Annotated in this window: 19 protein-coding genes, 1 tRNA gene and 2 pseudogenes; 13 read left to right on the plus strand and 9 right to left on the minus strand. The window is 61.2% G+C overall.

What is annotated here, in order from left to right; genetic code table 11:
* Positions 1 to 524, minus strand: a 524-nt coding sequence (locus BLT75_RS24595) for a hypothetical protein (protein WP_218128898.1), incomplete at its 3' end; no start/stop codon positions are given.
* Between the two features lie 171 nt (positions 525 to 695).
* Between BLT75_RS24595 and BLT75_RS12210 the strand changes: the two are divergent.
* A pseudogene (locus tag BLT75_RS12210) lies at positions 696 to 965 on the plus strand (IS6 family transposase); the annotation flags it as partial.
* Between the two features lie 56 nt (positions 966 to 1,021).
* A pseudogene (locus BLT75_RS12215) lies at positions 1,022 to 1,876 on the plus strand (IS3 family transposase); the annotation flags it as partial.
* Between the two features lie 117 nt (positions 1,877 to 1,993).
* Here the strand turns inward: BLT75_RS12215 and terL are convergent.
* The 3 genes from terL to BLT75_RS12230 are packed head-to-tail and all read right to left on the minus strand — an operon-like array spanning position 1,994 to position 5,131.
* On the minus strand, positions 1,994 to 3,409 hold the full coding sequence (gene terL, locus BLT75_RS12220; RefSeq protein ID WP_093032231.1) for a phage terminase large subunit: 1,416 nt from the start codon (positions 3,407 to 3,409) through the stop codon (positions 1,994 to 1,996).
* Positions 3,399 to 3,821 (minus strand): DUF5681 domain-containing protein, encoded by a 423-nt coding sequence (locus BLT75_RS12225; protein WP_093031781.1) that lies wholly within the window; start codon positions 3,819 to 3,821, stop codon positions 3,399 to 3,401. The genes terL and BLT75_RS12225 overlap by 11 nt, the downstream gene beginning before the upstream one ends.
* A complete protein-coding gene (locus BLT75_RS12230; RefSeq protein WP_245706506.1) occupies positions 3,818 to 5,131 on the minus strand; it encodes a site-specific DNA-methyltransferase in 1,314 nt (437 codons plus the stop codon). The genes BLT75_RS12225 and BLT75_RS12230 overlap by 4 nt, the downstream gene beginning before the upstream one ends.
* A 577-nt stretch (positions 5,132 to 5,708) precedes the next feature.
* Here BLT75_RS12230 and BLT75_RS12235 point away from each other — a divergent pair.
* The 3 genes from BLT75_RS12235 to BLT75_RS12245 are packed head-to-tail and all read left to right on the plus strand — an operon-like array spanning position 5,709 to position 8,025.
* Positions 5,709 to 5,936 (plus strand): DUF3489 domain-containing protein, encoded by a 228-nt coding sequence (locus BLT75_RS12235; RefSeq protein ID WP_093031787.1) that lies wholly within the window; start codon positions 5,709 to 5,711, stop codon positions 5,934 to 5,936.
* A complete protein-coding gene (locus BLT75_RS12240) occupies positions 5,936 to 6,352 on the plus strand; it encodes a DUF2924 domain-containing protein (protein ID WP_093031790.1) in 417 nt (138 codons plus the stop codon). Before BLT75_RS12235 ends, BLT75_RS12240 begins: the two co-directional genes overlap by 1 nt.
* Entirely contained in the window at positions 6,349 to 8,025 is a 1,677-nt protein-coding gene (locus BLT75_RS12245; RefSeq protein ID WP_093031793.1) for a recombinase family protein, read from the plus strand. The genes BLT75_RS12240 and BLT75_RS12245 overlap by 4 nt, the downstream gene beginning before the upstream one ends.
* 374 nt (positions 8,026 to 8,399) lie before the next feature.
* On the opposite strand, the gene BLT75_RS12250 is transcribed toward BLT75_RS12245, so the two are convergent.
* A tRNA-Ser gene (locus BLT75_RS12250) sits at positions 8,400 to 8,489 on the minus strand.
* Positions 8,490 to 8,732: 243 nt separating this feature from the next.
* Between BLT75_RS12250 and BLT75_RS12255 the strand changes: the two genes are divergently transcribed.
* The 8 genes from BLT75_RS12255 to BLT75_RS12290 all read left to right on the plus strand — a co-directional run bounded on the left by BLT75_RS12255 (position 8,733) and on the right by BLT75_RS12290 (position 15,868).
* Positions 8,733 to 9,566 (plus strand): SPOR domain-containing protein, encoded by an 834-nt coding sequence (locus BLT75_RS12255; RefSeq protein ID WP_425441137.1) that lies wholly within the window; start codon positions 8,733 to 8,735, stop codon positions 9,564 to 9,566.
* An 18-nt stretch (positions 9,567 to 9,584) separates the two neighbouring features.
* Complete coding sequence (locus BLT75_RS12260) at positions 9,585 to 10,751, plus strand: D-alanyl-D-alanine carboxypeptidase family protein (protein WP_093031796.1); 1,167 nt, start codon at positions 9,585 to 9,587, stop codon at positions 10,749 to 10,751.
* Positions 10,748 to 11,383 carry a dTMP kinase gene (gene tmk / locus BLT75_RS12265; protein WP_093031799.1) on the plus strand — a complete coding sequence of 212 codons (636 nt, stop codon included), beginning with the start codon at positions 10,748 to 10,750 and terminating at the stop codon, positions 11,381 to 11,383. Before BLT75_RS12260 ends, tmk begins: the two co-directional genes overlap by 4 nt.
* Positions 11,380 to 12,501, plus strand: coding sequence for a DNA polymerase III subunit delta' (locus BLT75_RS12270; RefSeq protein WP_093031802.1), 1,122 nt, complete (start codon positions 11,380 to 11,382; stop codon positions 12,499 to 12,501). The genes tmk and BLT75_RS12270 overlap by 4 nt, the downstream gene beginning before the upstream one ends.
* Complete coding sequence (locus BLT75_RS12275; protein ID WP_093031806.1) at positions 12,498 to 13,313, plus strand: TatD family hydrolase; 816 nt, start codon at positions 12,498 to 12,500, stop codon at positions 13,311 to 13,313. The genes BLT75_RS12270 and BLT75_RS12275 overlap by 4 nt, the downstream gene beginning before the upstream one ends.
* A complete protein-coding gene (locus BLT75_RS12280; protein ID WP_093031809.1) occupies positions 13,310 to 14,110 on the plus strand; it encodes an MBL fold metallo-hydrolase in 801 nt (266 codons plus the stop codon). The genes BLT75_RS12275 and BLT75_RS12280 overlap by 4 nt, the downstream gene beginning before the upstream one ends.
* A 71-nt stretch (positions 14,111 to 14,181) precedes the next feature.
* Positions 14,182 to 15,117, plus strand: a complete 936-nt coding sequence (locus BLT75_RS12285; RefSeq protein WP_093031812.1) for an AEC family transporter — start codon at positions 14,182 to 14,184, stop codon at positions 15,115 to 15,117.
* 40 nt (positions 15,118 to 15,157) lie between these two features.
* The gene (locus BLT75_RS12290) at positions 15,158 to 15,868 is read left to right on the plus strand and encodes a sirohydrochlorin chelatase (RefSeq protein WP_093031815.1); all 711 of its coding nucleotides are present in this window, start codon (positions 15,158 to 15,160) and stop codon (positions 15,866 to 15,868) included.
* 20 nt (positions 15,869 to 15,888) lie between these two features.
* Here the strand turns inward: BLT75_RS12290 and BLT75_RS12295 are convergent, their stop codons facing one another.
* From BLT75_RS12295 to BLT75_RS12310, 4 genes are all read right to left on the minus strand, one after another.
* Positions 15,889 to 17,169 (minus strand): peptidoglycan-binding domain-containing protein, encoded by a 1,281-nt coding sequence (locus tag BLT75_RS12295; RefSeq protein ID WP_093031818.1) that lies wholly within the window; start codon positions 17,167 to 17,169, stop codon positions 15,889 to 15,891.
* A gap of 272 nt (positions 17,170 to 17,441) precedes the next feature.
* The gene (locus BLT75_RS12300) at positions 17,442 to 18,539 is read right to left on the minus strand and encodes a GGDEF domain-containing protein (protein ID WP_093031821.1); all 1,098 of its coding nucleotides are present in this window, start codon (positions 18,537 to 18,539) and stop codon (positions 17,442 to 17,444) included.
* Positions 18,536 to 19,123, minus strand: coding sequence for a heme NO-binding domain-containing protein (locus BLT75_RS12305; protein ID WP_093031824.1), 588 nt, complete (start codon positions 19,121 to 19,123; stop codon positions 18,536 to 18,538). Before BLT75_RS12305 ends, BLT75_RS12300 begins: the two co-directional genes overlap by 4 nt.
* Positions 19,124 to 19,211: 88 nt before the next feature.
* On the minus strand, positions 19,212 to 20,990 hold the full coding sequence (locus BLT75_RS12310) for a DUF4153 domain-containing protein (protein WP_093031827.1): 1,779 nt from the start codon (positions 20,988 to 20,990) through the stop codon (positions 19,212 to 19,214).
* Between the last annotated feature and the right edge of the window lie 7 nt (positions 20,991 to 20,997).

Below are 20,997 nucleotides of genomic sequence, written 5' to 3' on the forward strand. Positions count from 1 at the left end.
GTGACGCCAACGGGCAGTTCCGGGGTGACACCGGTCGGCGGGATCGTCCCGATCGGAGGAACAATGCCAACGGGCGGACGGATTAATCCCGGAGGAAGCGGTGGAAGCACGATCCCGTTTGGCTTTGAATTCTGAGTGTCGACTAGGCAATCAGACCCACCATTTCTCTGAAACAGCCTATGTGTCGCACCAGAACTGCTGGTTGCGAAGGGAGAGATCGACAGTCTTGCGCCGGGGGTTGCACGCAACCAGTCGTCAACGATATCTCCATTGCTGGGGCCTTGCAATTGGTACCGCCCAGAGTTTGTTTGAGACAGCCAGACGCTTCTTGTCAGATCGTTGGTCCGTCCAACAAACGTCAGTTGACCTTCGTTATTGCATGACTGCGACAGAGCGGGATCAGGCAGGAGAATTGTCGAAAGAACGACGAAAGCAGCAGCGGGGAAAGCCTGGCCGCGAAGACGCGAAACACGCACCTTGTCCGGGTCGATCAAGAAAGGACTGATAAGGCGCATTTCTGTCATTGATTGCTATGATGTTCTTCATGTTAACCGACATTCCCCAATGTAGAAAGCCGACCGTTTCATGTTGCAGCCACTTTGTGCACTGATCAAGCTGTCAATCCCGGCGCAAAAAGGGGTCTTGTCAGAGGAACTTTGCTTGAGTCGGGCAGGGGCCTTTCGTAGCCTCCGAGCATGATCAAACGCTCGCCTTTCAGGTATTTCAAAACCAGCCCCGAGATCATCCGCCTGGCGGTGATGCTCTATGCTCGGTTTCCGCTATCGCTGAGAAACGTAGAAGACCTGCTGCACGAACGCGGCATTGATGTCAGCCATGAGACCATCCGGTTCTGGTGGAACCGCTTCGGGCCGCTGTTTGCCTCCGAGATCCGCCGGCGACGTGTTCAGCAGCTGCATGCGTTTTCGCGATGGCAATGGCATGTCGACGAGGTCTTTGTGAAAATCTGGTCTTCCGCCGCTGAAGTGGTCCTCCGCTATGTTTAGGAAAACGGAGGAAACACATGGCCAACAAGCGACCGAAGCCCGCGGAAATTGTCACGAAGTTACGGCAAGTTGAGGTTCTGACAGGGCAAGGCATGCCGCGTCTGGATGCGATCCGGCAGATTGGCGTGACTGAACAGACCTACTACCGCTGGAAGAAGAAGTACGGTGGAATGGGCGCTGACCAATTGAAGGAACTGAAGAGGCTTCAGAAAGAGAACGAGCGGCTTCGCAAAGCTGTTTCTGATCTGACGTTGGACAAGCTGATCTTGGCGGAAGCCGCGAAGGGAAACTTCTGAGCCCCGCTCGTCGCCGTGTTTGCATTGATCGCGTTCGTGCGGAGCTGAATGTCTCGGAACGCCGCGCCTGCCGGGTACTGAGACAGCACCGATCCACACAGCGCAGGGCGCCAGTTGGCCGATGGGATGAAGAACGATTGGTGGCCGACATGATCAAACTGACCCGGCAATATGGCCGCTACGGCTATCGTCGGATTGCAGCGCTGCTGAGAGATGCGGATTGGCATGTGAACGACAAGCGGGTCAAAAGGCTGTGGCGACGAGAGGGGCTGAAAGTGCCAATGAAACAACCAAAGAAGGGGCGGCTCTGGCAGAACCCTATCGGGACATTGCTCCGCAATGCCCTGCCGGGCAGTGGACGGATCGTGCATTCGGCTGCGGCCGAAGCATCGCAACCATGTCTGGTCTTACGACTTCGTGCATTGCCGGACTGATGATGGAAAGGCGTTCCGCGCGCTCAACATCATCGACGAATACAGCCGGGAATGCCTGGCCATCCGTGTGGATCGCAAGCTGAACTCAGGCAACGTGATCGATGCCTTGAGTGACTTGTTCATCCTGCGCGGCGTGCCGTCATTCAGCCCCCACGCAGGGGCCTTGTCGAATTATGAGCCTGAAGTCGCAATCGAACTCTGCGCGCGGCCCCAAGGAGGTCAGGACATCCGTGATCAGCCTTAGACCCCGCGCTTTGCCTTACTTGGGGATCGACCACATAGCCGTCATCCTCGGCGTGCTGAGCCAGTCAAGAAACTGCGACAGGCTGTCGACCTGATCGTCGTGTTTGCTATTCGGGAAGAGAGTGATCTCGCGCTGGAATTCGGTGAGCCAGGGGGCATTCTCGGGAATGGCGATGCGTCCGCCCTCGATCATTGGGGAGACCCCGAGGAGTCGCGTGGCCTTGTCGCCTTGAGGTGTCCGCCCGATGATATTCAGCCGGGAATTACGCTTTAGATCCTGGATCAGCTGAATGCCGGAACCCGCGGCCTCGATCAACACGGTCCCCGCCCCGTGAAGACGTGCCTCTCGCTCGATCCGATGTCGTAGCTCCGGGAATTCCAGCCGTACCCGATGCACATCGAGCAGCCAGGCATCCCCGTTTCGAACGAACCAGGTGGTACATACCGAGTAGTCATTGAGCTCGGCCGCCTTGGAAGCGGTATCCCAACTCTGAACAATCCGGTCCCGCGGCCCCCGAGGCGGCGCTTGAACATACTGTTTGAACCAGGCCCACTTGACGATACCGCCTCCGAGAGGCGCGGGGCGTTGCTGGTATTGCGCCGCAAATACATAAGATCCCAGTTCCGCGCGGCGACGGTCCAGCAGGTCCTGCGGCAGGCGATCTGGATAGAGCAAGTTGCCGGGTCGGAGCGAGATCAATCCTCGCTTCCCCAGATCGATCTGCATCGCCTCCTCGGCAATTGCCGGGAGGTCAAGATGATTCCAGCCCCCCTGCGCGAGCAACATGCCCGCCAGGTCGTCCTCGTGAACCCGCTGCTGGATCAAAACGATCGGCCCGGATCGGGGATCGTTGAGCCGGCTCAGAAGGGTTGAGCGATACCAGTCCAGAACGGCCTTTCGCTTGACCTCGGAGGTTGCTTCCTCCGGCTTGTGCGGATCGTCCAGCAGGATGATGTCGCCGCCCCGGCCCGTGAGCGTACCGCCGACCGACGTCGAGAACCGTCCGCCCCCTTTCGTCGTCCCGAAGTCACCGCGCGCGCCCCTGCCCCGTGCGATCCTGGTGTCCGGAAAGCAGGCCCCGTACCAACTGGACTCGATCACCTTGAGACAATCAAACGCCAGCTTTTCGGATAGCCCTTCGCTATAGGAGACAGCCAGGATACGCAGCTTCGGGTTTATGCCAAGCATCCAGGCTGGGAAAGCTACCGAAGCCGATATTGACTTCAACGATCTCGGCGGCATCGTGATGATCAGACGGGTGACTTCGCCCCTCGCGACCTGCTCGAGCTTATGGGCGATCGCATCGATATGCCAATTGTGCAGATAGCGACTCCCCGGATCGACCTCGGCAAAGACCCGCTCGATGAAGCTCGACAGGTCAGTTCTCAGTCGCGCGTTCAGCACATTTATCAGATCTGTCTCATGCAACATCGGGCGCATCCCCATCCTTTTCCGGTTGCCCCTCTGCATAGGCTTGTGCCAGCACTTCCTCTTCGAAACGCCGGAGGATCGCTGCTTCTCTTTCGCTCAGGTTCCGTCCAGCGGACTGCGCGTCCTTCTCTTCCGATCGTTTCTGCGCAAGGGCCAGGAATTGTTCCAAAGCGCGATTATTTCCGTTGAGCGCTTTTTCTCGCAGCCTTTGCAATGCGGCTGCCCGGCTGGTGATTTCCCTTGTCTTGCCGTTTTCCGTGACCGTTACCCTCTTGCTCAGGACCTCGTCCAGGTCCGTGTTGAAATTCCGGCTCCCCTTTTGCCGGCCCCCGGGATTGCCCGATTGACCCTTCTTGAACCGGCTGTGTTTGGGAGGCTTTCCATATCCGATCTCATAATCGTCGTCACTCATTGACCCGCCTCCTTGATCGCTGCCGTTTCCAGCGATGCCAGGCTTTGCCCATCCAGAGCCCGGACCGGCTCTTGGCCGGTTGCATCCCGCCAGCGCCGCAGGACGACGTCAACGTAGAGCGGGTCAATCTCCATGCCGTAGGCGACCCTTCTGGCCGTCTCTGCTGCGATCAGCGTCGCGCCGGCTCCCAGAAACGGATCCAGCACGATCTCGCCCGGCTTTGTGACATCGAGGATCGCATCTTCTATCATCGCCACGGGCTTTGCCGTCGGGTGCGCCCGAAGCTCTTCCATGCGCCCCGGCCGGAACGTGTTCACCCCCGCGTAGGTCCAGACATTTGACCGGTTGCGACCGAACTTGCCGAGCTGAACATTGTTGCGATGGCCACGTTCGCTCTTGCCGAATACGCAGATCAACTCATGCTGGGAGCGATAGAGGCCTCCCATTCCTGCGTTCGTCTTGCACCAGACGCACAAGTTGATCCATTTGGCATACACCTCGGCGCATGCCGCGTGCAGGTCCGGCAGGTGCTTCCAGTCGATACACCAGTAGGAGATTGCATTGTCCTGGCTGTACCTGGCGCTGAGGGTCGCGGCTTTCCGCAGGAACGAAACGAACTCCTCGGAATTCATCTCGCCGGAGGCCTCGACAAACTCCCGGTGCTGAACCTGGCCATTGCCGCAAACGTGACCCTTGATCCGAACGTTATAGGGCGGGTCCGCAAAGACCATATGCGCCAGGTCGTCCCCCATGAGGGCGGCATAGTCTTCCGCGTTGCGGGCGTTTCCACAGAGCACGCGATGTTTGCCGAGTAGCCAGAGATCCCCGGACCGGGCCACTTGCGGAAGGTCCGGATCAGGGAGCGGCGCGGTTTCCGGCTCAGGAGCCTCCTGCCCTCCCGTCGATCCAATCAAGATGTCGATCTCGGCTACCTCGAACCCGGTCACTTCGACATCGAAATCAAGCTCCATGCTGCTGAGGTCCGCCAGTTCCGAAGCCAGGATCTCCATATTCCAGCCGGCGTTTTCGGCAATCCGGTTGTCGGCTATCCGCAATGCTCTTTTCTGCATGTCGCTGAGATGCGTGATCCGGATTGCCGGAACCTCCTTCAGGCCGAGAACTTGCGCGGCGGACAGGCGTCCGTGCCCTGCAATCAGAAAATTGGCCTCGTCGATCAGAACAGGATTGCTGAAGCCAAACTGCTCGATGCTCGCGGCTATCTGCCGGATATGTTTCCGGTCATGCGTTCGCGCGTTTCGGGGTGACGGAACGAGATCGCCGGTGGCGATCACTTCGTATGTGGCGGTCATTGCCCACTCCATGTCTGGACGTTCCGCGGCTCACCCGCTGTGGGTCAGTCGAAAGGGGCACGCAGCCTGACAGTCGCGGAACGAAAGTGTTGAAGATTGAACCGGCAGTCCATTCCAAGACATGCCGCTGCCCTTTCCAGAGCGCACCGCCACAAGCACATCCGTCTCGTGGACTTTCGCCAGAACCAGGCTCGGTTTCCTCCGAACGATCCGGGACACTGGCAGCCATCGGATCGAAGTCCCTTTTGAAAAGCTACAACAAGTCGATGGTAATCTCAAGGCGGGGCACACAATGTGAGCCGATTTTTTTGCCAAGACACCAAAATTTATGTCTTATTTTTAGCAATTTATCTCTAATAGCGGTACTTAGAAGCCAACCCCGCTACGGACAATTAAGACAACTATCGCTATATGCGGAAATTTTGATTTTTGAAACATACCTCTTTGGAATCGCCAGCCTGAAAGGACTGGACTGGCACCGCGAACCACGCATCACTGGACGCAAGCCCGACGCATTCGGGCTCTCCTCGGTACCGGGGCTGGCCTGTCGCCGTCCCCTGAGCTTGAGGAACCAGACATGTCCAAATCCAGACAGACCAAGATCGACAAGGTAACCGCGATGTTGCGGCGGCCGGCCGGAGCCACGCTGGAGGCGTTGTGCAAGGCCACCGGGTGGCAGCCCCATTCGGCAAGGGCAGCTCTCAGCACGTTGCGCAAGAAGGGGGCAGAGATTGAGCGGCGCCCTTCGGAGACCAGGGGAGGCCCTTCGTCCTACCATCTTGTTGCTGGTCAGGAGGCGCGCTGATGTCAAAGCAAGTCGAGATCGCCGACCTCGAGGCAATGGGCCGCTCCCAGCTACTTGATCTTTGGCAGGAGATATTTGAAGTGTCGGCCCCAAAGTTGCTGAGCCAGCCCTTCCTGCGCCGCTTTCTGGCCTTTGAACTGCAGTCCCGCCGTCAAGGCGGGCTGTCTCGGCGGGTGCGCAGTGTCCTCGAGAGGGGCCGCCCCCGAAAGTCGAGCCCGGCAAGTCCGGCGATGAAACCAGGCGGGCGCCTGCTCCGGGAATGGAACGGTGTGACCCATGTGGTCGATGTCTCCGACGCCGGCTTTGTTTGGAAAGGGCAGACCTGGCGGTCGCTCTCGGCCATTGCCCGGGAGATCACCGGTGCACACTGGTCAGGCCCCCGCTTCTTTGGCCTCAGTGGAAAGGCCGCAAAATGACCGGGCGCCCGAAAATCCGCTGTGCCATCTACACCCGCAAATCCTCCGAGGACGGGCTTGAGCAGGAGTTCAACTCGCTTGATGCGCAACACGAGGCTTGCGCGGCTTATGTCGCCAGCCAGCGGCATGAAGGCTGGAAACTGCTTCCCGAGCGCTATGACGATGGCGGCCTCTCGGGCGGAACCCTGGAACGCCTTGCCGTTCAGCGGTTGCTGGACGAGGTCGATGCCGGGCGCATCGACATGGTCGTGGTCTACAAGATCGACAGGTTGACCCGGTCGCTCGCCGACTTCTCCAAGCTGGTTGACCGACTGGAAAAGGCAAACTGCTCATTCGTCTCGGTGACTCAGGCCTTCAACACCTCGTCCTCGATGGGGCGACTGACCCTGAACGTGCTTCTGTCCTTTGCCCAGTTTGAACGCGAAGTCACCGCTGAGCGGATCCGCGACAAGATCGCGGCCTCCAAGAAAAAGGGGTTCTGGATGGGCGGGAACCTGCCGCTGGGCTATGACAGGCATCCCGATCGAAACACCAGGACCCTGGTCATCAATCAGGACGAGGCTGCAACCGTTCAGCGCCTCTTCACTCTTTACGCCGAACATGGCTGCCTTCGACGGGTGGCGGACATCGCTACCGCAGAGGGATTGCGGTCAAAACGCCTAGAGCGCGCGAACGGGACCGTGTCGGGCAACCAGCCACTGTCCCGCGGACAGATCTATTACCTGCTGCGCAACCCGGTCTACCTTGGTCAGATCCGCCACAAGGACAAGATCTGGCCGGGCCAGCATGCGGCGATCATTGAGGATGATCTCTGGAACCGGGTTCAGAGCCGGATGCGGGCCGCGTCAACCCGGGGACGCGGCTCAAGCCGCGAACCCGGCGCAGTCAATGATCCCGGAGCATGGCTGACTGGAAAGTTGCGCGACGAAACCGGTGACAGGCTGACACCAACCCACACGACCCGGGTTGGGCGGAGGTTGCGCTATTACGTATCGAACCGGCTGATCTCGGGCGGCAAGGATCCCACCGGCTGGCGGTTGCCCGCCCCTCTGCTGGAAAAGACCGCGCTAAATGTCATGACAAGGCACCTGACCGACGCGGCCCGCACACATCGGGTGCTGCTGGAGCCCGATGCAAGCACAACCGAAGCGACGAACCTGTTGGTCCTGGACCTCGTTGCGCTTTTGGCAATCAAAGGCGGCAGCCTCGGCGCCGCCCTCCTCTTCTCAGGTGTCCTGTCGCGCGGTCGCATCGAGCTCGACCTCGATGGCGCAACCCTGGCCCGGCTGCTCGGCGTTCCCGCTGACCTATTGCTGCCCGATCTGCTGCAGGTGAGAGCCCCGTTCGATCTTCGCCACCGCGGGGTCGAGACGAAGATCACCGTCGGCGATGTGCACCCGGACCCCGACCCCCATCTCAATGCGATGCTGATCCGCGCCCATGGTTGGGCCAGGCAGTTGAAATCCGGCACCCAGCTGTCCGACATCGCGCGTCGCGAGAAGGTCCCCGGTTCCTTTATCCGCAATCGCACGCAACTCGCCTTCCTGTCGCCCAAAATCCAGGCCGCCATCCTCGAGGGCAGTCAGCCGCCCGAGCTGACCCTCAAACGCCTGGTCAGCGTCACGCATCCACTCGATTGGGCCGAACAGGAACGCTTGTTTGGGTTTTCCTGAAACCAAATATCGGCTTCCCTGTTGTCGGATACCAATTCCCTGATCCCCGTTTGAACATTCCCTGCTCGCGTCAGAGATTTCCCTGTTCCTCCGCTCAGGGAAATCAAACCGGAATCCTCTGAGAATCCGAGCAGATTCTTTCGCAGCAGAGGCAAACCGCCCGCCAAAATGACAAATTTCCCTGTAGATTCCCTGCAAACAGGGAAATCTCGGCCAAAGCGCACCCGCTCAAAACACGAACTGAGACTTCAGGGAAAATCCACGCCATGATATGGTGAAAGCACCGTCTCAGTTGAGGAGCAGGTCGAGTAACCCGCGGGAATTGCCGGAGAATCTTGGCTAATAAAGCACTGGGAAACTGAGACGGGGGTGGCTGGCGGGGAGACAGGGATTCGAACCCTGGGATGGCTCTCACCATCAACGGTTTTCAAGACCGCCGCATTCGACCGCTCTGCCACCTCCCCGTTGGCTGACGAATAGGCGCTTGGCCCCGGCTAGACAAGGGGCATGCGCGTGAAATCTTGCCGAGGCGCGCGCGGCGGGCTTTCAATGGAACCGTCTGCGCGTTATTATCCGCGCAACGTGGGCGTCATACCCACACCAGTGCAATGACCGGAAAACCGGCACCGGGGCAGAATCGCTCCGGAACAGGCAAGGAAACGACCGAAATGTACCTTGAAATGCGGAAAACCGGTGCTCGCATGCGCATGGCTGCATTAGGCTTGAGTATCCTGTTTCTGGCGGCATGCGAGGAAGGGGCGGGCTTGCCCTTTCTCGAGCCGCAAGACAAGGATGTCGCCGCATCCGAAACCCGCAGCACCAAGCTTGTCGAACGCGATGTCGAGGCGCCGGAGGTATTCCAGGTGACAGAAGCAGGCCTTTGGGACGGTCGGCCTTCTCTGGGCGGCGTCTGGGTCGCGCATCCGGACGTGAAGGAACCCGAACGCGTCATTATCCGCAATGCAAGCAACGACAAGTTCGTGATTGGCGCCCTGTTCCGCCGGGAACGCGACATCCCCGGCCCGCGCATACAGGCATCCTCTGACGCCGCCGCCGCCCTGGGCATGCTCGCCGGGGCACCCGTGGAGTTGAACGTGACAGCATTGCGCCGCGAAGAAGTCCAGGAGGAACCCGTTCCCGAAGCGACGGACACCGAAACCGAATCCCTGGAGAAAATGCCCGAAGTCACCGAGACCGCGCTTGACCCGGTCGAGGGTGCTGCGGCCGCAATCGAAGCCGCGGCGCCAACGCCGCAGCCCGTCGCGGCACCTGTCGCTGCTACCACACCGAAACCCTCGACCTCGTCGCCTGGCAAGGCCTATGTCCAGATCGGCATCTTCAGCGTCGGGGAAAATGCAAATCGTGCCGCCGACCAGATACGCGCGGCAGGTATGGTGCCGACCGTTCGCGAAGAGAATACCAACGGCAAGCCATTCTGGCGTGTCGTTGTCGGTCCGGCGCAATCGAAATCCGAACTCACGACGCTGTTGGACCAGGTCAAGTCCACTGGGTTCTCGGATGCCTATGCAGTGAAGAAGTAAGACGGAGGTTCACACCCGATGTTGATGGCGTGCCGTTCCGCCGCGCTGGCCCTGGGGCTGGCGCTCACCGCCCTTCCAGCCTTCGCGTTCGATACTTCGGCACGCGCGGCCTATGTGCTCGATCAGAGCACGGGGACCGTGTTGCTGGACAAGAATGGTAACGAACCGCTGCCCCCGGCTTCGATGTCCAAGCTGATGACGCTCTATGTCGCCTTCGAGGCGCTGCGTGACGGTCGCCTGACCCTGGACGAACGCCTGCCGGTGTCGGAACACGCGATGAGCTATGGCGGCTCGACCATGTTTCTCAACACCACCGACCGGGTCCGGGTCGAAGACCTGCTGCGCGGCATCATCGTGCTAAGTGGCAATGACGCATGCGCCGTCATCGCCGAAGCGCTGAGTCCCGACGGCACAGAAGCAGGGTTTGCACGGTTCATGACCAAACGCGCCGAACTGCTTGGGATGACCCAATCGACATTCGCCAACTCCAACGGGTGGCCGGCGGCGGGTCAACTGATGTCGGTGCATGACCTGGCAATCCTGGCCAGCCGCCTGATCGCGGACTTTCCAGAGTATTATCCGCTGTTCTCCGAGACCGAGTTCGCATTTGACGGCCGTGCGCCTTCAAACATCCGCAACCGCAACCCGCTGTTGCGGCTCGATATCGGAGCGGACGGGTTGAAGACAGGACATACCGCCGAAGCCGGCTATGGTCTGGTCGGTTCGGCAAAGCAGGGTGACCGCAGGGTGATCTTTGTCATTACCGGCCTGGAAAGCGACACTCGCCGCGCAGAGGAGGCCGAAGCGATCGTGAACTGGTCCTTTCGCCACTTTGCCACCAAAACCGTCGCCTATGCCGATCGCCCGGTCACCCAGGCCGAAGTCTGGATGGGAGCAAAACAATCGGTAGGACTGGTTCCTGCCGAGGATCTGGAATTGTTGTTGCCGGTGCTTTCGGAAAAGCGCATCGAGGCCGAGGTGGTTTACGATGGCCCTGTCAATGCTCCGATCGCCAAGGGGCAGAAGATTGCCGATCTGGTGATCAAGCCCGGTGAACTGCCCGAGATCCGACGTCCGCTCGTGGCAGCCGAGAACGTGGATACCGGCGGTTTCGTCGTGCGCATGAAAACCGCCGCGACATTGCTTCTGCAACGGTTCGGCGCCGGCGCGACGGAGGCGATGTGACCGCTCAGGGGCTGTTCCTGACGTTCGAGGGCATCGACGGGTCCGGCAAGTCAACCCAAGCCCGCCTTTTAGCCGAAACGCTACGCCGCCTTGGGCATGACGTTGTCCTGACCCGCGAACCGGGCGGGTCACCCGGGGCCGAGGAGATCCGGCGTCTCGTGCTCGAAGGCGACCCCGACCGCTGGTCGGCGGAGACCGAGATTCTCTTGTTTACGGCCGCCCGCCGCGATCACCTGGAGCGCACGATCCTGCCCGCACTCGCGGCCGGTAAGATCGTCGTCTGCGACCGGTTCGCTGATAGCACCCGGATGTACCAGGGCCTGTCGCGGGGCGATCTGCGCCGCTTGGTCGATCAGTTGCACGCGCTGATGATCGGGCGTGAACCGGACCTGACCGTGCTGATCGACATGGACCCGGAAACGGGACTGTCGCGTGCCAAAGGCCGGCACGGCAACGAAGAGCGGTTCGAGGACTTCGGGCCGGACCTGCAACGCCGCATGCGCACGGGCTTTCTTGCGCTGGCCCAAGAATTCCCGGACCGTTTCCGAGTCATCGACGGAAATCGCGACATGGACATGGTGGCAGCCGATGTGACAGAGATTGTCACGCGGGAACTGCAAAGGTTCTCATGAGCGACGAATTTCAACCTCCGGACCAGGCGCCCGGTGCGCCGCATCCGCGCGAGACCCCTCGCCTGTACGGACAGGAGGAGGCGGAGCGCGCCTTTCTCGATGCCTATTCTTCGGACCGGCTGCACCATGGCTGGCTGCTGACCGGCCCGCAAGGCGTGGGCAAGGCGACCCTGGCCTGGCGGATCGCGCGGTTCCTTCTGGCCACGCCGCCGCAATCCGATGGCGGGCTTTTCGGTGCACCGCCGCCGCCAAAAACGCTCGATATCGACCCCAACCACCCGGTCTCGCGCCATATCCTCGCCGGAGCCGAGCCGGGATTGGCCCCGATCACCCGATCCGTGAACGAGCAGGGCAAGCTCAGATCCGAGATCGTGGTCGAGGATATCCGCAAGCTTGGCCGCTTTTTCGGGCTGAGCGCCGCCGACGGGGGGCGGCGCGTGGTCATCGTGGACAGTGCCGACGAAATGAACACAAACGCCGCAAACGCGCTGTTGAAGATGCTCGAAGAGCCCCCCGCCCGCACAACACTGTTGCTGGTCTCGCATCAGCCGTCGCGCCTGTTGCCCACGATCCGCTCGCGCTGCCGCATGCTGCGCCTGTCCCCCCTCGAACCCGATGCACTGCAAGCGGCGCTGGATCAGGCCGGTGCAGAAGTCCCGAGCGCTCCCGAAAGCCTGACCACCCTTGCCGGTGGTTCGGTTGGCACGGCCTTGCGCTTGCTGGCGCTGGACGGACTCGCGCTCTATGCCGAACTGGTCGCCATTCTGGCCAGCATGCCCAGGCTGGACCGGCCCCGCGCGCTGGCTCTGGCCGAGGCCGCTGCCGGACGCGACTCCGCCCAGCGCTTTGATCTGCTGCTCTATCTGACCGATATCGCGCTGTTGCGCCTCTCGAGGACGGGCGCCACCGGGCAACCCCCGTTGCCCGAGGCCGCACCCGGCGAGGCACAGGTTCTGGCTCGCCTTGCCCCCGATCCCGGCAGCGCGCGCCGTTGGGCAGAAACGGCCACGATCGTCTCGGCCCGCGCCCGCCATGGGCAGGCAGTGAACCTTGACCCCGCAGCACTTGTCCTAGATACGGTGTTCAAGATGCAGGACACCGCCAGTTGGGGCCGATGAGCGCGACCGAAACCATACCCGAGATCACTGACAGCCACTGCCACCTCGACTTTCCCGATTTCGAAGGCCAGTTGGACGAAATCGTGGCCCGCGCCGCTCGTGCCGGTGTGACACGGATGGTGACGATCTGCACCCGGCTGAAAAACGAACCGGCTGTGCGCGCTATCGCCGAGGCACATGACCCGGTTTTCTATGCTGCGGGCACCCACCCGATGAGCGCCGCCCAGGAACCGATGGCCACGGTCGAAGAACTGGTGGCGCTGTCCCGGCACCCGAAATTCGTGGGCATCGGCGAAACCGGGCTCGATTATCACTATACCGCCGACAGCGCCGAAGTGCAGCGGCAGTCCTTGCGCGTTCACATCCAGGCCGCGCAGGCCACCGGCTTGCCGCTGATCATCCATGCGCGCGACGCCGACGAGGACATGGCCCGCATTCTGACCGAGGAGTACCGGAATTCGGCCTATTCCTGCGTCATGCATTGTTTCTCATCCTCCGCCGAACTGGGACGGGCGGCATTGGATCTCGGCTTCTACCTGTCGATGTCCGGTATTGCCGCATTTCCCAAGAGCCAGGATCTGCGCGATATCTTCGCCGCCGCGCCGGTGGACCGCATCCTGGTGGAAACGGATGCGCCCTATCTGGCTCCGCCGCCGCATCGCGGCAAACGCAACGAACCCGCCTATGCCGCCCATACCGCCCGCAAGGGAGCCGAGGTGTTTGGCATGGATTACGCCGCTTTCGCCGCGCAGACGCAGGCCAATTTCGACCGGCTGTTCTCCAAGGCTGCCCGGTTCAGGGCGGCCGCATGACCAGCGAGCTTCGGTTTACCATTCTGGGTTGCGGTTCGTCCGGCGGCGTCCCGCGTCTGGGCGGACATTGGGGCGAATGTGACCCGGACAATCCCAAGAACCGGCGCCAGCGCTGTTCGATGCTTGTCGAACGCGAAGGCCCGGAAGGAACCACGACGGTGCTTATCGACACCAGTCCGGACATGCGCAACCAGTTGCTCGACAGCGGAACCGGGCGGCTCGATGCGGTGGTCTATACACATTCTCATGCAGATCATGTGCATGGTATCGACGATTTGCGAATGATCGTCTTCAACATGCGCGCGCGCATCCCGGTCTGGGCAGACGGCGACACCCAGAATGCGCTGCTGTCGCGGTTTGGCTATGCGTTCGTACAACCGGAAGGCTCGCCCTATCCGCCGATCTTGGACATGAAGACCATCTCGGGTCCTTTCGAGATCGACGGACCCGGCGGCCCCATTCCGTTCCGCCCGTTCCGGGTCGGCCACGGATCGATCGACAGCCTTGGTTTCCGTATCCTCGACCTGGCCTATTTGCCGGACGTGGCCGAGATCTACGATGCCGCCTGGTCCGAATTGCAGGGGCTGGACTGCTGGGTGCTGGACGCATTGCGACGCACGCCGCACCCGACCCATGCACATCTGGAAAAATCCCTGGAGTGGATCGCTCGTGCCGCACCGCGACGCGCGGTGCTGACCAACATGCATATCGACCTCGACCATGCCACGCTGGAGGCCGAGACCCCAGATCACATCACCCCTGCCCATGACGGCATGGTGATCCGTTACCGGATCTGACCGCTGCGCTGCGTCGGCCCCGATAACCCCACGCATGGCCCGGTTCAGGGCGAAACGGATAAGATGCGCGCATGTTCCAGGCCCTGATCGACGTCATTCTGCCGGTGTTCCTGGTCATCGGCGCAGGCTATGGAGCGACTGCGGGCGGCTATTTCAAACCCGAGCACATAGAAGGCTTGATGCGCTTTACCCAGGGTTTCGCCATTCCCTGCCTGCTGTTCCGGGCCATCGCGCATCTGGATCTTGGCGCAAGCTTCGACCCCGCCCTTCTGGGCAGTTTCTACGCCGGGGCGACATTGTGCTTTGCCGCAGGACTGTTCGGGGCGCGCTTCCTTTTCGGCCGCGATTGGGAGGACAGCGTCGCAATTGGTTTCTGTTGTCTCTTCTCCAACTCGGTCCTGCTGGGGCTCGCGATCACCGAACGGGCCTATGGACCCGAGAACCTGACCGGCAACTATGCCATCATCGCGATCCACTCGCCCTTTTGCTACGGGCTGGGCATCACCGTGATGGAGATAATCCGCAACCGCGGACGGGGTGGGCGGCGGATGGTCACTTCCGTTCTGGCGGCGATGTTTCGCAATGTTCTGATCCTTGGCATCGCCCTGGGGTTCGCCGTGAACATCAGCGGTTTCGGGCTGCCGGGGATCCTGGACGACGGGCTCGCGCTGATCACGCGCGCCGCCCTGCCGGGTGCGTTGTTCGCTCTGGGCGGTGTTCTGGTGCAGTACCGGCCCGAAGGCGACCTGCGCGTCATCGCCTATGTCTGCGCCATATCGCTTCTGGCGCATCCCGCGCTGGTCTGGCTCTTTGGCTCGGTCATGGCCGTGGAACAGGGCCTGTTTCGCTCCGGTGTGCTGAATGCAGCCATGGCGCCCGGGTTCAACGCATATATCTTTGCCAACATGTATGGCCGCGCAAAACGCGTTGCAGCCTCTTCCGTGCTGATCGCCACCGCTGCTTCCATCCTGACTGTCTGGATGTGGCTTGCACTGCTGGGAAGCTGACATTCTTGACTTTGCGCTCGGGCGCGCCACAACTCGGGTCATGACCGAATTGAAACATGCGCTGATCGTCGCCCATGGGCAACCCTCGGAGCCGGAGCCGGCAGAGGCGGCCTTGGCCGCGCTCGCCGCACGCGTGAACGCCAATGCAAGCCATATCGCGATACGTTCGGCCACTCTGGCCAGTCCGGGACGGCTGGAGGAAATTCTGGACGACCTGCCGGACGGTACCCCGGTCTATCCGCTGTTCACCGCCAAAGGCTGGTTTGTCACCCGGGCGTTGCCGCGTCGGATCGGCGGCCGGGCCTGCCCGGTCATGGAGCCCTTGGGCATCGATCCCGAACTGCCGGATGCTGTCGCGGAATATCTCACGTCCGAACTTGCCGCCCGCCAATGGGAGGCAACAGCCACCGAACTGGTTCTGGCAGCTCACGGATCAGGACGCAGCCAGAACCCGGCGGAAGTCGCACATGGATTTGCCGACGAGTTGCAATCGCGGATCGGTTTCGCCCGGCTGACGGTCGGCTTCGTGGAACAGCCGCCCTCGATTGCCGAAGCGGCCCAGGGATGTGGTGAACAATCCCTGTGCCTGCCCTTCTTCGCCTGTGCCGGTGGACATGTACAGGATGATGTGCCGCAGGCGCTGGCCGAAGCCCGGTTCCCGGGTGACACCTTGCCGGTTCTCGGCGATCTGCCCGCCGTCACCAGACTGATTGCCCGTCGGATATCAGAGTTTTCGGACGCGGCGACCTGACCCGCCGCCGCGTATCTGGCTCAGTTTCCGCTTGTCGATGCAGAAAAGACCGGAAGCCCGGGCACGGCCGGCGCGGATGAAGCCTGGGTCAAAACCGCAATCCGTTCTGGCGTCTGCCCGAGAACGCCGGAACCGCTTTGCGCCGCGTTGAGCGCGAGACGCATCCATTCGCCGGCACGCGCCATCCCGATCGGAGCGCCAAACCCCTGGCGCAACTGGTGGCTGACCATCTCGCCATACCCCAATTGTCCGGCCGAGGCGAGCAGCGTGGCAGAAGCCAGCGCCATTTCCGCGTCGTCCGTGCGATACCCGACACCCAGGCAAACCTTGCCGCCGGAAATCAGGCTTGGCATCGGCTGGCCGGAGTTTTGCAGGAATTCCGATGTCGACGCCACGACCTCGGACGGCGCCTTGGTCTCGATACCAACCATCTGAGGCGCCATTGCCTGTGTCAGGCCGGCACATTGTTGTTCGATCTGGACGGCGGTCAAGTTCGGGATCGTCACTTCGATCTGGCTTGCCTCGATCATCGCCTGGCTGCGCGCCTGACAGAACTGTTCGTTAAGCGCAAAGACCGGTTCACGTATCTGCCCGGGACGGCTGGGGCCACCGTTGGAGGTGGTCAGCAGGTTGACCTCGTTGCAATGGGCGTTCACCGATTTCGGCCCATTTTCGGCAAAACCGAAGTTCGGGAGCGCGGCCCCGGTATCGGCACGGGCCGTCACGGTGCCTTGGCCCGAAACCTGCGGCTGCGCGGCAAGTGCCATCTGGGTTTGCGGCTGTACGGATTGTACGGACTGAGGCGTCTGGATACCGAGTTGTTCGTTGCGGTAAGTCCGCAAAAGCCCGGCCTGCCCCTGGCTGGCAAGGATCTGATTGTAGGGTGCGACATGCCCGCTCGCCAGAGCGCGCTGATGCGAAGTGAGCAGGAACCCGAGTTCGTGCTGATCGAGATAGCCGTCCGAAACAAAGCCCATATCTGCCTGGTACTGGGCAATCGCCCCCCGGCTGCGGCGCCCGAGTGCGCCGTCGACCACGCCGGCATTGTAGCCGAAATAATTCAGGGCGGATTGCACCTCGCGGTTCTCCTGTCGCTGCGCAGATGATGAACCCGAACTTCTCGCGGTCGAGCGTGCGGCCTGTTGCTGCCGCTGCTTGTTCTTGTGCACTTCGTTGACGATCAACCCGCCAAGCAGCGCACCGCCGATAAGGGCTGCTGCTTCGTCGGCCATCGCTCTTTGAACTGGAACCACCACGAGACTGGCTGCAACGACCGTTGCACAGATGCGTGTCTGTTTCATGCCAATGACCTTTCTTAATTGCCCTCGCACTCTGCAAGACCACGAAGGACTGGCTTCAAAACAAGAAAATATTTGGGGTAATGGCACCAAACTGCAGGAAACTTGTCAAGTCAGGATACCGTGACCTTCAAAGCGGTTCCGCCACGGGAGCAAGAAACCGCTACCGGCCAGGCATGTCCGCCGCACAGAAGCCGGGAAGCCTAAAAGCGCGACAACGGCTGCGCGATACAACTGTGGCACGCAGCCTGGCCGCCACCACGTTGATCAAGACGTCAAGGGGCCTTCTTGCCTCCAATATCCGGCCCGTTGGCGGATAGGCGGACAGAGCCTGCTGGCTGTGTCCCCGCTCCGCCCCCCCCGCGGCGCATTTGGGCATCGTCCTGCGGCAGGCAGAGATCCCGACTGTAGAAGCGGTGCGTCGCACGACCGTCTCTTTTTGCAGCATAGAGCGCAAGGTCGGCGGCATGCAGCAGCTTCGAGGCCTCCGGCGCGGCAAATTGAGATGAAAGAACCGTACCGATGCTGGCCGATACCCGGCATGCTTCTCCATTGTAGTCGATCGGTTCCTCAAGCCGGTCGATAAGACGCCGGGCAATGCTGTCCAGTCTCTCTCGATCCTGCAAAAAATTGAAAACCAGCACGAATTCATCGCCGCCGATCCGGGCGATGGTATCGTGGCCTCGCGTTTCCTCGACCATGATCCGCGCCACCTGCTGAAGCACGTGGTCTCCTGCGGCATGGCCCAGCGTATCATTGACCGATTTGAAATAATCAAGGTCAAGATGCATCAGCGCAAATGGCGTTGCCCCGGTCAGAAGCCTCTTGAGCACATGGTCCATTGCGCGGCGGTTCTTCAGGCCGGTAAGCGTGTCGGTGAATGCCTGCTCCTCGGCCGCAATCTTCGCGCCCTGCAACTGAAGGTTCAATTTCCGCGAAGCTTCCATTGCCGCCGACTTGGTCTCGACCAGATAGAGCAGTTCGATTGCGAGGTCCGTACCTGCAAAATCGGCCGCGGTCAGGGCATAGTCACGTACGGCATCCAGGATCGAGATACCGAATGAAAGGTTCACCACGGCACCTTGATTGCCGGGCAGCGGAACGATCAGGCCCTTAAGGGCGGTTCGCGGCGCGTCACGGAATCGCAGGTGAAGTTTGGCGCCCGAACAGGCCATCAGTTCGGGCACACCTACAATCGACCGGGGTCGAAGCAATTCGAAAGTTTCGAGAAAAGCCGTTCCTTCAAAGGAGGTTTGCGGCCTGAGCTTCTGCAAGGTCGGCCCAACGCGGCTAATGCGCCCATCCGAGTCAAGCAGTGCAAACATCGGGCACAGCCGATCTAGCAAGGTCACGAGGTCGCCAGGTCCGGTCATCCTGCCCGCGCCCCAAGATCGAACTTGCGTCCCTCGGCAAAGGCCGTTTCGATCAAGGTGATCTCGATCACTTCGCAATCCTGCCCGGTCCCGACATGTTCGAGAATGACCAATGCGCCATAGTCGTCGGCCATGGCGCGCAGAATTCCCATCATCACGTCGGCATAGCCTGGCAGACCGTCATGGCACGCAAGGGAAAACCTGCCATCCTGTTCTTCGCGCAACTCAAGCGGCGGCAGGTCGAGATCGGATACCGCCAATCGCGCCCGGTCGGGCAGATCATCGAGCGAATGCAGGAATTCGACATAGGTCACACCGCCGAAACGCAACAGGCGTCGCAGCGCCTCGGTGTTCGGATTGGAAACCAGGTAGGTGCCAAGATCCTCCAGTAATTCCGCTTGTGGCCGTCCCAGTTCACGGCACAGCTCATCCAGAACGCGGCGCGAGACTCGGTTGTCATAGACCAGCATGGCCTCGTATTCGACAAAGCCCAGATTCGCTGCCTCGGTAACCCGAATCCAGCGGCTCTTGCCATATGTGCTGCATACAAAGGATTGTATGGCCTTGTTGATAAGCCCATGCATGGACGGCCCTCGTTACATGAAGCGAGAGTGTCGCATCCGAGTTGCTAACAAAACTTCAATTTTCTCGGCTTGATGTCTTGAATTGCGTCTAGTCTCGCGGCGAGATCACCTGTCCCGCAACACTCAGTGCCTTTCGCCCCGACGGTATGATCTCAAAACGACCCGCCTGCGCCGCCGCCAGGACCTCGACGGGGAATGCCTCTTCTTCGCTGGCAGTTTCAGCCGCAGCATGGCGCAGGCTGATGTCGCCACTCGGCCCCCGCAACAGATGCGTGATCCTGACCAGCCCGTCATCCGCCAGGAAAAGCACCAAAGCCTGTTCAGTTTCGTCAACGGCCGGACTGAAGGCCCCGCGGAGGAACAGACAGCCCGGGGTGCCTCCCGGCAAGGTTCGGGCGCACCCTGTCTGCCACGCTTTCAGGTGATGGACTGGAATTCCGGTCAGGTCATCTGCGCTCAGCCGGCGACTGCCCTCTGCAACCGGCATCTTGGCCAGCAGTTCCGGTATCAGCGTCTCAGGAGTGGGCAACAACTCCGGGTCGGAGAACTGATACCTGCTGTCGATACGCCGTGCCCGCGCGATCGTGTCGATCATGATCAAATCCTCGCGCCGTTCGGCGATCGCTTGCAGACGGTCAAGCCCTTGTTGACCGGCGTGGCCCCATTCATGTGCCATCTCCCATATTGGCAATTCTCCGGTTTCGGCCAGATGTGCTTCGTAACGGCCGACCTGGCTTGCGGAAGCGACGCGAAACCCATCGAAAACCGGCGACAACCACAAGGCCAACGCCAAGGCCAGTGTCAGCGCCATCGCGATGTTGAGCCTTCGCACTCGGTCTCGCCATGCGCCGCCGACAAGGGCGCATACGGCATATCCCGTTGCATAGGCCATCAGAAGGCAGGCACCCAATGCCGCCAGCAGACGATCAGGTGTCCAGCCATAACCGAGAACCCGCACCGCAAGCGCCCAGGCCGACAAACCGACGAGCAACGGGATCAGAACAGCCAAACCGCGGGTCGCGATCGTCAGGCCGGGGGTCTGCACCCCGTGGGCGTCATCGCGGTCCAGAGCCGTGGAAACCAGCGTAATGGCAACCGAGGCAGACACGAGCAATATGCCCGCCGAGGACAGGTCACCGAACAGCCCGGTCAACCCCCGGAACGGCAACACCGCCAGAAACAGGACAATCACCACAAGGAAAACAGGCACCAGCATCCGCAACAGGCGCAGCGCCGGAAAGGGTGAAACGCGGTCGCGCACTTCGTAAATGACTGCAAGCCCCAATCCCAGCACCGCACCGCTGAGCCCGAACACCAGCCAGTCGGTGCGAAACACAAGATCGACCAGGCCGATATCGACCAGGTTCAGCAAGGCGTCCGACAGGAACAGGACCATCCAGACCAGCGCAAGGAACAACCAGGCAAGAAGAAAGCGCGCCGTTATCTCCCAGGCGGTTTCGAACAGACAAGCATAGTCCAGCCACTGGTCGCGGTCCCGCAGCCAGACAGCCACGAACGGGGTCAGTACAAAGACAAAGACCGCCAGGACCGACACCAACTCCGGGTGATCCAGGGCCTTGAGCGCAGGCTCGAACCGCGAACCCGCCGATAATGCGAGCAACGTCGCCGGAAGCGAGAGAATGAAACCACCCCACATGGACCGGGCCAGCCCCAGTGGAGCCGCCAGGGTCAGTGCAACGCCCGATTGCACAAGCACGAAAGTCAAAAGGCAGATCCGGAGCAGGTCCGGAATCGCGGGTTCCGACCACGTCTCGCCCAGAGCCCAAAGGGCCAGCGCCGCGACCGCGCCGGCAATACTTTGGCTTACCCGGTCTAGCACTCTCACAGAGGCTCCGCTTCCCGCCATGACGATC

Origin of the sequence: Ruegeria marina (assembly GCF_900101475.1) — a bacterium.
Taxonomy (GTDB): domain Bacteria; phylum Pseudomonadota; class Alphaproteobacteria; order Rhodobacterales; family Rhodobacteraceae; genus Ruegeria_B; species Ruegeria_B marina.

Excerpts from the sequence above, each read along its gene's own strand:
- BLT75_RS12305 (WP_093031824.1), bottom strand. The coding sequence starts at position 19,123 with ATGCATGGGCTTATCAACAAGGCCATACAATCCTTTGTATGCAGCACA.
- BLT75_RS12285 (WP_093031812.1), top strand. The coding sequence starts at position 14,182 with ATGTTCCAGGCCCTGATCGACGTCATTCTGCCGGTGTTCCTGGTCATC.
- terL (WP_093032231.1), bottom strand. The coding sequence starts at position 3,409 with ATGTTGCATGAGACAGATCTGATAAATGTGCTGAACGCGCGACTGAGA.
- BLT75_RS12255 (WP_425441137.1), top strand. The coding sequence starts at position 8,733 with ATGGCTGCATTAGGCTTGAGTATCCTGTTTCTGGCGGCATGCGAGGAA.
- BLT75_RS12310 (WP_093031827.1), bottom strand. The coding sequence starts at position 20,990 with ATGGCGGGAAGCGGAGCCTCTGTGAGAGTGCTAGACCGGGTAAGCCAA.
- BLT75_RS12235 (WP_093031787.1), top strand. The coding sequence starts at position 5,709 with ATGTCCAAATCCAGACAGACCAAGATCGACAAGGTAACCGCGATGTTG.
- BLT75_RS12300 (WP_093031821.1), bottom strand. The coding sequence starts at position 18,539 with ATGACCGGACCTGGCGACCTCGTGACCTTGCTAGATCGGCTGTGCCCG.
- BLT75_RS12295 (WP_093031818.1), bottom strand. The coding sequence starts at position 17,169 with ATGAAACAGACACGCATCTGTGCAACGGTCGTTGCAGCCAGTCTCGTG.
- BLT75_RS12240 (WP_093031790.1), top strand. The coding sequence starts at position 5,936 with ATGTCAAAGCAAGTCGAGATCGCCGACCTCGAGGCAATGGGCCGCTCC.
- BLT75_RS12270 (WP_093031802.1), top strand. The coding sequence starts at position 11,380 with ATGAGCGACGAATTTCAACCTCCGGACCAGGCGCCCGGTGCGCCGCAT.
- BLT75_RS12290 (WP_093031815.1), top strand. The coding sequence starts at position 15,158 with ATGACCGAATTGAAACATGCGCTGATCGTCGCCCATGGGCAACCCTCG.
- BLT75_RS12245 (WP_093031793.1), top strand. The coding sequence starts at position 6,349 with ATGACCGGGCGCCCGAAAATCCGCTGTGCCATCTACACCCGCAAATCC.
- BLT75_RS12225 (WP_093031781.1), bottom strand. The coding sequence starts at position 3,821 with ATGAGTGACGACGATTATGAGATCGGATATGGAAAGCCTCCCAAACAC.
- BLT75_RS12260 (WP_093031796.1), top strand. The coding sequence starts at position 9,585 with ATGTTGATGGCGTGCCGTTCCGCCGCGCTGGCCCTGGGGCTGGCGCTC.
- BLT75_RS12280 (WP_093031809.1), top strand. The coding sequence starts at position 13,310 with ATGACCAGCGAGCTTCGGTTTACCATTCTGGGTTGCGGTTCGTCCGGC.
- BLT75_RS12275 (WP_093031806.1), top strand. The coding sequence starts at position 12,498 with ATGAGCGCGACCGAAACCATACCCGAGATCACTGACAGCCACTGCCAC.
- BLT75_RS12230 (WP_245706506.1), bottom strand. The coding sequence starts at position 5,131 with ATGACCGCCACATACGAAGTGATCGCCACCGGCGATCTCGTTCCGTCA.